Genomic DNA, 11,771 nt, shown 5'->3' on the forward strand with positions numbered 1-11,771 from the left:
GAGAAAATGACCGCTTGTTGTGAAGAAAAAGAGTACGCCACTCGTTATAAACGAGCGGCATCGGGGGGACTTATGCTATTAAGGAAAATATATTTACATTTTTAAACTTCCATCAAAGTTTGTATCAAATCCATCAACATATTTATCTATATTAAATCCAGTTTTAGCCTGAATTTCTTTAATCCAAAAAACAAAATTAAAGAAAATATCTACATTTTCAGATGTAACCTCAAATATCCCATTGTCTTGATGTGAAGTTTGTAATAACTCTAATATAGAAATAAATTTATTCATATTAATCTTTATGTCATTTATATTCGCTTTTTGAAGCTCATTAATAAAAAAAATTTCATCATCTATATTAATAATAGTAGGTAAATTTATTAATTTCTTATATAAAAAATCTATTAGCATATGTTCCTCTATTTAGAATGGTGAATTTATAAATGGAATATGTGTACCATTAGGATCAGAACTAAAAGTTCCCCAAATTCCATCGCTGCGTAAATTACCTTCAGGACCTTTAATACTAACTGTAGGTCCTATCACTGCATTTGAGCCTGGATATTGAATTTGTGAGACAGGGTTGGCTCCATGCCCATGAGCACTATATTGCCCTGTTTGATACTTAAATCCTCCAGTTGGGAATTTTTATGGGTTAGGATGCCAAGAATTTGGTAATCCATTTACTCTAGCTCAATCTTGGAGTTCGGTATAATCAATCTTAGTATTTTTTAATAGTTGATCTGGCATACTACGAGATAACCTTGCAGCATCTTCGGCAGAATATCCAATTTTTCTTAAATCCTGATAGCGTCCATAACGTGTGGAGCAAACAACCAACCCAAACGGTTCAATCCAGCCCGTTGGGTCAAACACATAACCATAAGGGTTAAACCCACCCAGCAACCCTATCGGGTCATGGCTAAGATATTGCCCTGTCTCTGGGCTGTAATAGCGGAAACGGTTATAATGCAGCTCACTTTCTTCATCATAATACTGCCCCGCAAAACGGTGATGATAACCTAAAGCCTGACTGTCATTCGCCGCCGGGTGACGATGCCCATCAATCGTCGCCTCGCCCCATAGGCTGAGTTTTTGGCGATAATCAATATACCCCGTTTCACTCATCAACTCCGTGATTGCCCCCACTTGGTCAGTGACTGAGCCCGTTGGGGAGTGGCTGATGATTTATTGTACTAACTTAAAGGACTAGCGTACAGTTCTTGGCTTGCGTTTAGTAGGAAAAGTGCGGTGGGTTTTGGAGAGGTTTTGAAAAATAGAAACAAGCAGTCAACACTCATCAAACTTTTACGGCGTGTAAAAGTGAAGGAGAAAGTGACCGCTTTCTGTGAAGAAAAAGAGTAAGCCACTCGTTATAAACGAGCGGCGTCGGGGGGAAAGCTCGCCATAACTAGAAGCCAATTCATATATTTTTGTCATAGTACTGTTCTCCAATCACTGTTTCTCGGTGTATCTATTAAAATCGCGGCATGCTTATTGAATCCATCTAACAAGCTTTTTCTTCTTTTCACATAACGCATTCCCAAGAAATCTATTGATTTTGTAATTCAACATAAATTACGAAATAAAAGTGCGGTACGTTTGAAAAGAATTTTTAAGCTATCACATCATCTCAAAACGTCGTTATTACTAAACACTGACCTGACTCACAACAACACCAGCTTTATCGATCAAACTTACTTGATTTTCTTCTAACACCAGTTGCCCTAAATATTTGCCATAATCCCACTCATTAGATGAACAAGACAATATCAATTTTTCCGTGCGTTGCTCTTTTTCTTCTATGAGAAAATAAATATCTGACTTCGATAATGTATGTATTATTTGTATGCTGGCCTTACGCTTGCCTTTTTTAACTGATTTCCAAATCCAGCTATTATGGTAATTATCTGCTTTTATTTTATTTACGATATCATCAACAGAGGCTGTATTTTCATTGATTTGCAGGAAAACTGATTTAACCCCCTTTTCTAACGCACTTAAAATTCGCTGATTTTTCTCTGGTAAAGATAACATTTCGTATTCATCAAAATTAAAAATCACTTGAACCACATATACACCAAGACGATCAGTATATTTTTCTTGAGCATTTTCAGAAACACACTCAACCAAAATTTTCCAACAATCTTTTGTTGTTATTGGCTGAAAGAGCCTTTCAAAAAGGGAAGATACGCCTTTAGTTTCTGTAATGAATTGCATTCTTTTCGCTTTCCAATTCTGCTCATAATCAATCTTAACAGCTTCACTATATGAAATATTTTTTTCAGACATTATGGCTTGCACAGAAGCCTCATTCTTCTGATATGGCATATCCAATTCAAAATATTTTAATTTCATTGTTTCTCCCAAGATCTAGGTCTTTTATGAAGGGACATTGAATTACCCTCATCATGTAATTTTTGAGCATTCTCAACTTCTCTCTGAAGTGCGGTTTTTCTATCAGGAATACTATCATCAATGATTCTGGCAGCATATTTTGGAGGATTCGCATCATCAACAGGTCCATTTAACTTACTTACTTGTCGATTTGCTCTAGGAGAGGTTCCATTTTTATTTAAACTACTACCACTAATTCCAGTCTTAAGAACATCTCCTGTTTCAACATCATATATCTCATACAAATGTTGTGTTTTTGTACTATCTTTACTATTTCCATGCGGTTCTGTTGATGGAGTAGAAGCTCCACACCCATTCAATCCCAACGGATCAACCCAGCCCGTTGGGTCAAACACATAACCATAAGGGTTAAACCCACCCAGCAACCCTATCGGGTCATGGCTGAACCTTTAGGCAAGATAATCTATTGACTTATTGTGCTTAACTGATGAATTGACGTACAGTTTAGGCATGAATTTATTAGCAAAAGTGCGGTGGGTTTTGAAAAAGAATACTTAGAAAATATTTATTATCTTAATTATCCTCTTCAAAAATGACCTTCACCCGACATCTCCCGTTGGAATCAATATAATCTTCTAAGACTTTTACATTCCTTTTATTTTCCATAAGTTGTCTACATAAATCACCATTTATTGTCATAACATCTACTGTCCGCATTTTTATTAAATTATCAACTGAAGGATCGTTATATAAAAATAATGAAGGAATATATATTAGGCTGGTATCTATATCTAAATCGCCAAATTTATTTCTTGCTTCGATGAATAAACATTCAACATTTCCATTATCTCGTGCAATAAATTCCGCTTGAAAAAACTCATAAAAATCATCATACGCTGAAATAACATTCATCGTGACACCATCTAAATAATAAACTCGATTATCATCTCCATAAGCAAATAAATCCCCAATTGCTGACATACCAAAGAAATAATAACCATCAATATATCTTCCCCACGTATATTTCCATAATTCATCACTATTCCAAGAAAATAAATTGATATTTCTTTCTTTATTCACGCCAAATAATCGAAAATATCCACCAAAAAACGCCATTCCATCCGTGATGGATAACAACGTCAAATGACTTTTAGAGAAGTTTAAACTTTCTAATACGTTAAGAGCATTATTTTGTATAGGGTCGTATAATTTAATATCCTGACAATGTTTGATAAATTCTATTATTTTCATTATGGTTTCACTCCATTAAATATTTTTACTGAGAGTAAAATAAGGCATTTACCTGTTATAGACATGAATTTTTTAAAACACACAAAAACATTACTTAAATGGAAAAAGAAGTGCCATATTATTCTTTTTGAAAAAATCACGAAGATAATGAAGATTAAATTCAATTTTCTTTATAATATCACCATGCGGCACCGTTACTGTCTCTAAAAAAATAGACAACCTTAACAGGTCACCTAATAAAATAATTCGATTTTCTATTTCATCGATCTCATTTTTTGAATGATTCACTTTGTCTTCGCGAGACGCTAGCAGTATGCCTTTCAAAAAACGGTTATGTACTTTTTGCTTTACCGCTTTAACCATTTCATCACCTGAATTTATTGCATTGTCAATTCTAGACTTTAAATTTTGCACATATTCTTTTTTATCTTTTTTAATAAAGGCTAATAATACGATTGTATTTTCAATCGTCCCCCAATAATGATAATTCCCATCATATTCAACTTGCACAAGTTTTTCTAAAAGGGATACCGCGTCATCTTCATTACCTTTTAAATACAGTAAATAGGCTAAACGATCTAGTGCACTTAAAAACTTGATCTGAGTTTTCTGATATTTTTTAGGGATTTCATTAATATAACCTGCGAATATTTCATCTTCTTTAATATTTGCCAATAACGCTGAAACAACCATAGAACACGCTCCTACTTTAAGATTGAATTGACTATAAATGTTATGCTTGTCCATCAGAATATTGAGACCATGCATGGGAAATAAAAGATTCTGCACCGCTGTTATCTGATGGGATTATTTCTCTCATATTCGCACTTTCACCGCTTTCACTCAACATAGCCATAGAACATTCCTCTCTATCATATCCCACTTTAGTGGCATATTCTGATAGAGATTGATTTCGCCTTTCTTGAGCATTCTCTCTATTTTGGGGGGCTTTTAAGAATAGAACCTGCTCTCGATCCCGCTAAATTTTTTGTAAACTGTAAAAATCAAGAGAAAGGGATCTCTTGTTGGTCATATTAGAAAGACGTTAAGCCACGCTTCAGAGATGAGCAAAATTCATGTGAAACAAAAGAATATGTCCCTGATTTTCTCAGTATAAAAGGTGAAGTAAATTGTTACTTAAATATCATCCCTCATACAAACATGTGGTAGCGCCTGCTTCAAATACAATCTTTCCTTTTTCGTTCCACTAATAAACAAGAACTTTAAATTTTTAAGCCGTTTTAACACATCTAAAGTTGATGAATACTTAATAGCATTAGTTTCAAAAAAATCTATAAAATAAAGTTCACTTTCTTTATCTATAAAATTAATTTCAGGTAACTTTTTATTATTAGAAAAGGATAAATACACTAACTTATTTAACTCTTTAATAAAATTAAAATTGGTGATATTAAGCGAATAATCAAAGTGCAAATATCTCATTTCTTTCTGCAAAGTCATATTTTCAATGACCTCTAAATTTCGCATATTAGTTATCCCCAGTGCCTTTACACAACCATTCTTAGGTAAAATAATGTTTTTCACTGTCCTAGACCCAATAATATGAATTTTTTCTAAGCAATTAAATTGTGAAAAATCTAATACTGTGCCTTTAGCACCTAAAAAATGGATTGTGCGTGTGTCTTTTGATAAAGAGATTTTATCCATATCCACATCACGCAACATTTCATCATGATTTTCAACTAAATAACGCTGTCTTAATAATCCATTGATATAAAGATATTCCTTATAAATAAAATCCTGAGTAAATAAAGGTATAATATCTTCAATATTTTTTATCGCATTTACCCTCAGTAAACTCTCTCTATCAATAATTGGATTCTTAATTTTTTCTAAATAATATCCGAGTTTCATTCATTTCACCTTATTTAATCTTGCCACCTTTATCAGAAAACTGATCACCGCATCGCCCTCTAGAACATGACTCAGTCTATGGACAGACTCTGCCACACTCTCATCTTTTATTTCTGGCTGCTTTGGTTTTTTGCACCGAACATGTTTGCCCCCATGGATGAAACAGCCCTATCGAAGCATAGCTGAACCTTTAAGCAAGACTGACTGATGATTTATTGTACTTAACTGATGAATTGACGTACAGTTTTGGGATGAATTTATTGGTAAAAAGTGCGGTGGGTTTTGAAAAAATTTTGAGGAATAAAACAAGCAGTCAGTACTCATCAAACTTTTACAGCGTGTAAAAGTGAACTTGGTTGTTGCCGCTTATTGTTGATATAAAAAATATTAAACTACTCTTGACAGAATAATTACTTTAAATAAATGAACGATTAAATATAGCTTTTTTCCCATTTATTATTAAATTTTCTAAACACTTGTTTTTGATCTATCCTCCACTTTTCATCTCTATATATCATGGTGTATCGATATGTGCTTTTACTCCTATTTGATTCCGTAATAAAAAAACATATTTTATTTTTTGTGACTATTTCATATTTATCAATGGATAAGAAATGAATGTCATAGCCAGAAATTTCGGAACAACTTGCAGACACATCTCTAGATAATTTTTCAGTACAATATTTTTCCAAAATTTCTTTTAGCGGTTCTATCAGTTCTTTTTTTATCTGGGTATTAAATCCGTTAGATTTAATATATTGTGCTGCATATACGTTCCAATTATTGATTTTATCAAGAAACGCCAATAGTGTTTGTTGAGCAATTTCAACTTTTTCTACCTTTTCCATATTATATCTCCTAAATGTTTTCAAATAATCTTTCTGAAACGTTTTGTCCATTTTAAATCTAAAGGACTATCATTCTTACCTGATTTTTCTCTTATTTATTTTTCAAATATTCTATAGCTTTCCCTATTAATCCCTTAATCCCTGTGTCAATCATCTCTTTTTTACCATTGCACTGGCTTCGGTTATTTGAGCTAAATCATCTCTAACTAAAAGCAACAAGAAAATAGATAGCGAACACTAGTAAAAAAAACAAGAATTAGACATGTAAAACTAATTGGAAATATGATATACATGTTACATCTATAAAGTAAAATAAATTTGAAAGGAGATTAAATATATGAAAATCACAAAAGAATTTGAAAACGAAATTGCACCGTTTTTCTGGGTTGAGAGTGAAGACAGTGCTTCCGTTTGCCTAAATGTGGGAGAGTATCTGCAAGAGGTTTTTGATACTCGTGGAGATGAAGGTTTTGAAGGAAGCGGTTATGACTGGGGAAGCTTAGCTCAAGTGTTTTTGGATGAACAGTGTTCGAATTTGCAAGACAAAATAGATTTTGACCCAGAGGGTAGTATGTTCTGTGTCTATTCAGAAGACAAAGATGCACTGGCGGATTTCATTCTTCGTTTCAAAAAAGCCTGTGAGGATAAGCCTTTTATTTTAGACTTATTTAGTCGTGCTGAATTAGACTAAAATTCAATCCAACACCTTCCAGTTTGTCTAATTGAATATAATATTTTTAGAAACAGTAACTCAAAAGGGTGGCTGTTTTTTTCTTACTCAATTTTCAAAAGTGCGGTGGATTTTGGGAAAGTTTTGAGAAATAAAACAAGCAGTCAGCAATCATCAAACTTTTACAACAGGTAAAAGAGAAAGAAAGTGTCTGCTTGTTGTGGATGTTGGAAAGAAATTAAGCCATTCGTGATAAAAGACAACCATCGGATGTGCGACTTTTAAATTTATAAATTATACTTTACCCATTTTTCATTTAACTTAGAGAACCTTTCTTTTTTATCAATCTTAAATTGCCCATTTTTTTGTAAAATAAAAAATCTAAATCTATCTTGAAACTTATTTTTTTGTTTTGTGTATATAATGAATTTTTCATCGTTCAACTCTATCGACTCTATAATATATTCATTTATATCATATTCTGGCGGGTCTTCACTATATAAAACCTCAGGTCTACCATATTTTCTTCTTTTATTAGTACAATATTGTTTAAAAATTTCTTCTAATTTAAACTTTAAAGTATTATGTGAATTACTCTTACTCAAGTTAAATTCTCTTTCCCATGTATTCATAGCATTTATAAAATTTATAAAAAATTCTTTAACAAGATTCTCTTGATTAATTTCCAAATTTTTCTGAGTTAAGTCTTTTTCCATTTTTAAATATCTCATAGATAATTTCATTAAGTATTGTACTAATTTAAAGGATTGGCGTACAGTTTTAAGGTTGGTTTGAGCAACGTTTAGTAGGAAGAAAGTGCGGTGGGTTTTGGGAAAGTTTTGAGAAATAAAACAAGCGATGGCTCTCGTGAAATCGTTGCAAATGATCAAAAATCGGAGAGAATGCCACCGCTTGTTCTGTGTGGCAAAAAATACAAGTCAATCGTTACAAATGAGCTGCACCATGGGGAGCTTAATTATTAGATATAATGTTTTTTCCACTTATTATCAAATGAGTCAAACCAATCTTTTCTATCTAGCAACCACCTTCCATCTTTATATACCATAGTATATTTATAAGTACTTTTACTTCTATTTGATTCCGTAATAAAAAAACATATTTTATTTTTTGTGACTATTTCATATTTATCAATAGATAAGAAATGAATGTCATAGCCAGGTATATCTGAGCAGTGTCCAGCTATACTTTTAGATAACTTGGGCGTGCAGTATTGATTAATAATAGGTGTTAAACTGGAGGTGATCTCGGCATTAATCTTTTCGTCAAAACCTTCTTTTTGTATTAGGCTATATGAATTAATATTCCACGCGTTTATTACTTTAAAAAAATCAAGCAAGGTTTTCTTGGCTAAATTTAAATTTTCAAGACTAATTTTTTCCATAAGATACCTCTCTTATTTGGTTTTTTTAAATAATTGTCCTAAAACTTTTTGTCCATTTTAGATCTAAACGAAGATAAGTGCCCGTTTGCTGTTGATGTCAGTAAAAAATTCAACTAGTCGTGATAAACTTGCAGTAGCAGAGGCGATATTATCAGTTTTTTATAAGTTTTCTCTTTTCCATATTTTCCTTCATCAAAACTGATTCTTTTTTATCTATCAACCAAGCATTGTTTTTTGGGGTATTTTGTACCATTTCATATATAGGGACATAAAAAAGTCGCCCTAATCATTGATAGTAGAGCGACCATTTAACAGCATTTACTCACAAACTTTCCGCTAGCAACCCATTCAGTTTATTAATATCCACGGCGGCGAGGTGATGTCTGCCTTTTTGTTGGTAGTAGTCGATTCGGAGTTGAAGGGCTTCGATCAGTTCTTCTTGGTGTTCTCCTCGTTCAAAGGTAAATATGGCTTGATTGAGCATTGGCAATGCTTTGTCTTGATCTTGGAGGGCATACACTTTATATAAAATCAAACGGGCTTTGCCTCGGATATGCTCAGTGCGTGTTTTGAGCAATAAGGCTTTCATGAGCTGTTCTGCCTCATCAAGCTGGTGAAGGCTCAGCAAAATCTGAGCCTGTAATAAATGACAATAATGGCATTCCTCTAAATGATGTTGCTGTATAAAGATTTGTTCTGCCTCCGATAACACTTGAGAGGCATTTTCATACTCCTGCAACAAATAATAGGTGTTGGCGAGATTCATGCGTGTTCTTGCTCGGTGAATACCTAAATCATAATGATCTTCGATCGCAAGACTATTTAAAAAATACTGGATCGCTTGTTGATAATTACCCGCATGAATTGACAACATCGCATCTTTATTATGTTGTTTCAGTAACATGGCAATGGCTTCTGCACTCATAACCGACCTCTTTTTATTCCCTTTGTTATTCCCCTATTTTTCCCCAACACCACAAGAGGCTAATGCGGTCATTTCTTGTTTAACTACCGTTTGGCGTTTGCTGGACAGATAAGGATAAATCAGCTGATAAATCAGATAGGCATCGCTGTAATTGCGGGCTTGTTCTAGCTCAATGCCTTTTTTCAGTAAAGCCAGTGAAATGGGATTAATTAACACTTTGGCTTGTTGACGTTGCTCCTCATCTACACTGAAATTCAAGGCATTCACGGCACAGGCTAACGCATCTTGTAATCGTTCTTCCATTACCATTAAATTGGTTAAACAAATGTATGCCATGCGTTTGGCTTCTTGATACTGCACCAGATCGCTGAGTGCCACAATTTCATGGTAAATTTGCTCGGCACGTCGATAATTTTTTTGTTCCACTAACACATAGGCAACATTAAACATTTCTTTGTATTTTTTTGTAACAACATCTGCAATATCCATAATTTCCTCTCTTTTTTTCCCGTTAGAATGACATCGTGATTTTCATTAAATTTCGCATTTGTCCCCTCTCTTTTTCATGCGAAAAATTTAACGATAACCCAGTTAGGCGAAGGGGTGCCATGGTGAAATGCGGATTTTTTGCTGGCATGGGTTTCTCGTTTTTGACTTTACGCAGTGTTTGAGTTGGGTAATCCGTGCTGTGGTTATCCCTTTTTGACAGCTTAAAGGGAGACGTGGTTGAGCGTGGCGAAACAAAAAGTGCGGTAGGTTTTGACGATTTTTTTTGATTCGCCACCTGTAATTGAAAATCGGTACGAAAAGTGCGGTCACTTTTCATGGTGTTTTGCACTTTCGTCCGTGCTTTTTTCGGTGATGTGGTTAACTGGTTTTGTGGTTTTGTCGATATCACCTCACTTGGATATGTTTTATTGTTTATGCCCGTCTTCGGGCGAGGTTGACGCAAGGTTAAGGGGGTGAATGGTGATGTGGTTAACTGGTTTTGTGGTTTTGTCGATATCACCTCACTTGGATATGTTTTATTGTTTATGCCTGTCTTCGTGCGAGATTGAGGCAAGGTTAAGGGGGTGAATGTGGTGTGACGGTAGGGCAAAGGCGATGATGTTTTCAATTTCTGATGCGTTTCTTCCTGCTTGAATGCGGTGTTGAATGCCTTGTTCACCACAACATTGTCGCCTTTTTTCTCGTCCATTTCATGCATGTACTTAGCAAATTCTGCCTTAGCACGGATCACAGCTTCCTGTGGTGCTTTCTCTTGCTCGATTGGCATTGCTATCTCAAATAAATCCGCAGTCAAATCTGGCACATCCGTTTCTTCAAGATCGAGCGGCGGGGAAGATTGTGCAGGCAATATTGATGATTCTGGCAATACTGGCGGATCGGGCAAGGCTTGTTCAGGATCTACGGGGCGTTGTTCATCATTGTCATCATATTCTTCGGAAAAAATATCCGTGGTTAATAACAATAAGCCTGTTTGCGGTAAAGGGGAATCGCTCATTGACGCTCTCCATCATTCGGTTTGGGATTAAGGGGAGAAACTGCCGCAACCTCATCTCCCCTTGCTTTCTTCACGCTCGCAAGGTCACACTCGCTTTCAGCGAAGTTGTAGTGCGAAAATTTTTTAAAACACACCGCACTTTATTTACCCGTTGGACTGCTTGTCTGGTGGAGCTTGGTTGCTTGGTGGAATCGGTTTTTTTGGTTTTTCATTACCTATTGGAATCGAATCACTTACGTTCCCCCCTTGACCTAAATTAGCCCCCATTGCGGTATGCGTGCCACTTTCTGCCTCATTCAAAGGTGCCAGTTTTTTTTCCATTTCCATCGCTTTTAAATCAATAAAACGTTGTATGATGGTATTCGGTGGCACAGGCACCAATCTTGTTCGCAAGGTGCTTTCCCCTTCTTGATGGTAGGAATATTTGTTGGTGTATTTCGCATCCATCGGTGTGGAATAAAGCACTCGGCGTCGAATATAACGATTACGGCCTAATGAGTAATAAATAAATGGTGACCAATACGCATACTGCGGCTCTTTACCTTCTTTCACCGACTCTTTTTCTTCTGTCATGGAGATGGTCATTTTCACTTCAATAATGCTTTCAGCAAACTGATAAAAGGTCGGCTGAAAGCCCGCCCCAATCATTGAGGTAGTGATGGCATGTTTTTCTAAACCATCATTCCCCTGAAAAGTAGGCGTTGGAATGGTGACCATATTATCCTGCCCCATGATTTTCATAATTTCAATGGACTCTAAATCCATTTTGTATTGTGCTTCTGCAATGGCTGAACCTAACTTCAATACTAGCTCAGGAAAAGGCACATTGAGAAGTTCTTTTCCTACATTTTGAGTCATGTATATCCTCCTTAGTTGATGATATTGCAGTGAAAGCTAACACTCTGTATGTGATTCAAACTGATCTATGCGTAAGA

16 protein-coding genes are annotated in these 11,771 nt (G+C 35.0%); 1 reads left to right on the forward strand and 15 read right to left on the reverse strand.

The features are described 5' to 3' along the window. Window positions 1-93: 93 nt before the first annotated feature. From ACPEEM_RS08395 to ACPEEM_RS08435, 9 genes are all read right to left on the reverse strand, one after another. Window positions 94-414, reverse strand: coding sequence for a hypothetical protein (locus ACPEEM_RS08395; RefSeq protein ID WP_424406647.1), 321 nt, complete (start codon window positions 412-414; stop codon window positions 94-96). A 282-nt stretch (window positions 415-696) separates the two neighbouring features. Further along, complete coding sequence (locus ACPEEM_RS08400) at window positions 697-1,131, reverse strand: RHS repeat-associated core domain-containing protein (RefSeq protein WP_424406649.1); 435 nt, start codon at window positions 1,129-1,131, stop codon at window positions 697-699. Between the two features lie 522 nt (window positions 1,132-1,653). Beyond that, entirely contained in the window at window positions 1,654-2,361 is a 708-nt protein-coding gene (locus tag ACPEEM_RS08405) for a hypothetical protein (RefSeq protein WP_424406651.1), read from the reverse strand. Then, the gene (locus tag ACPEEM_RS08410) at window positions 2,358-2,756 is read right to left on the reverse strand and encodes a hypothetical protein (protein WP_424406653.1); all 399 of its coding nucleotides are present in this window, start codon (window positions 2,754-2,756) and stop codon (window positions 2,358-2,360) included. Before ACPEEM_RS08410 ends, ACPEEM_RS08405 begins: the two co-directional genes overlap by 4 nt. Window positions 2,757-2,934: 178 nt before the next feature. Then, window positions 2,935-3,612: a hypothetical protein gene (locus ACPEEM_RS08415; RefSeq protein WP_424406655.1), complete on the reverse strand. Its 678-nt coding sequence runs from the start codon at window positions 3,610-3,612 to the stop codon at window positions 2,935-2,937. Window positions 3,613-3,702: 90 nt separating this feature from the next. Then, complete coding sequence (locus tag ACPEEM_RS08420; RefSeq protein WP_424406657.1) at window positions 3,703-4,305, reverse strand: DUF6707 family protein; 603 nt, start codon at window positions 4,303-4,305, stop codon at window positions 3,703-3,705. Window positions 4,306-4,345: 40 nt separating this feature from the next. After that, the gene (locus ACPEEM_RS08425) at window positions 4,346-4,468 is read right to left on the reverse strand and encodes a hypothetical protein (protein ID WP_424406659.1); all 123 of its coding nucleotides are present in this window, start codon (window positions 4,466-4,468) and stop codon (window positions 4,346-4,348) included. 281 nt (window positions 4,469-4,749) lie between these two features. Further along, window positions 4,750-5,487 carry a hypothetical protein gene (locus tag ACPEEM_RS08430; RefSeq protein WP_424406661.1) on the reverse strand — a complete coding sequence of 246 codons (738 nt, stop codon included), beginning with the start codon at window positions 5,485-5,487 and terminating at the stop codon, window positions 4,750-4,752. Between the two features lie 431 nt (window positions 5,488-5,918). Beyond that, a complete protein-coding gene (locus ACPEEM_RS08435) occupies window positions 5,919-6,335 on the reverse strand; it encodes an NTF2 fold immunity protein (protein WP_424406663.1) in 417 nt (138 codons plus the stop codon). A gap of 337 nt (window positions 6,336-6,672) precedes the next feature. Here ACPEEM_RS08435 and ACPEEM_RS08440 point away from each other — a divergent pair, with 337 nt between their 5' ends. Then, window positions 6,673-7,026 (forward strand): Imm51 family immunity protein, encoded by a 354-nt coding sequence (locus tag ACPEEM_RS08440; RefSeq protein ID WP_424401716.1) that lies wholly within the window; start codon window positions 6,673-6,675, stop codon window positions 7,024-7,026. A 266-nt stretch (window positions 7,027-7,292) separates the two neighbouring features. On the opposite strand, the gene ACPEEM_RS08445 is transcribed toward ACPEEM_RS08440, so the two are convergent. The 6 genes from ACPEEM_RS08445 to ACPEEM_RS08470 form a co-directional block, all read right to left on the reverse strand. Further along, window positions 7,293-7,736 (reverse strand): NTF2 fold immunity protein, encoded by a 444-nt coding sequence (locus ACPEEM_RS08445; RefSeq protein ID WP_424406665.1) that lies wholly within the window; start codon window positions 7,734-7,736, stop codon window positions 7,293-7,295. A gap of 248 nt (window positions 7,737-7,984) precedes the next feature. Continuing rightward, window positions 7,985-8,407, reverse strand: coding sequence for an NTF2 fold immunity protein (locus ACPEEM_RS08450; RefSeq protein ID WP_424406667.1), 423 nt, complete (start codon window positions 8,405-8,407; stop codon window positions 7,985-7,987). A gap of 322 nt (window positions 8,408-8,729) precedes the next feature. Beyond that, a complete protein-coding gene (locus ACPEEM_RS08455; RefSeq protein ID WP_424404896.1) occupies window positions 8,730-9,332 on the reverse strand; it encodes a hypothetical protein in 603 nt (200 codons plus the stop codon). Between the two features lie 33 nt (window positions 9,333-9,365). Further along, window positions 9,366-9,821, reverse strand: coding sequence for a hypothetical protein (locus ACPEEM_RS08460; RefSeq protein WP_424401720.1), 456 nt, complete (start codon window positions 9,819-9,821; stop codon window positions 9,366-9,368). 22 nt (window positions 9,822-9,843) lie between these two features. Further along, window positions 9,844-10,836: a hypothetical protein gene (locus ACPEEM_RS08465; RefSeq protein ID WP_424406669.1), complete on the reverse strand. Its 993-nt coding sequence runs from the start codon at window positions 10,834-10,836 to the stop codon at window positions 9,844-9,846. A gap of 144 nt (window positions 10,837-10,980) precedes the next feature. Next, window positions 10,981-11,694 carry a hypothetical protein gene (locus ACPEEM_RS08470; RefSeq protein ID WP_424401722.1) on the reverse strand — a complete coding sequence of 238 codons (714 nt, stop codon included), beginning with the start codon at window positions 11,692-11,694 and terminating at the stop codon, window positions 10,981-10,983. Window positions 11,695-11,771: the final 77 nt, after the last annotated feature.

The organism is Pasteurella pantherarum, assembly GCF_049670885.1.
GTDB lineage: Bacteria > Pseudomonadota > Gammaproteobacteria > Enterobacterales > Pasteurellaceae > Pasteurella.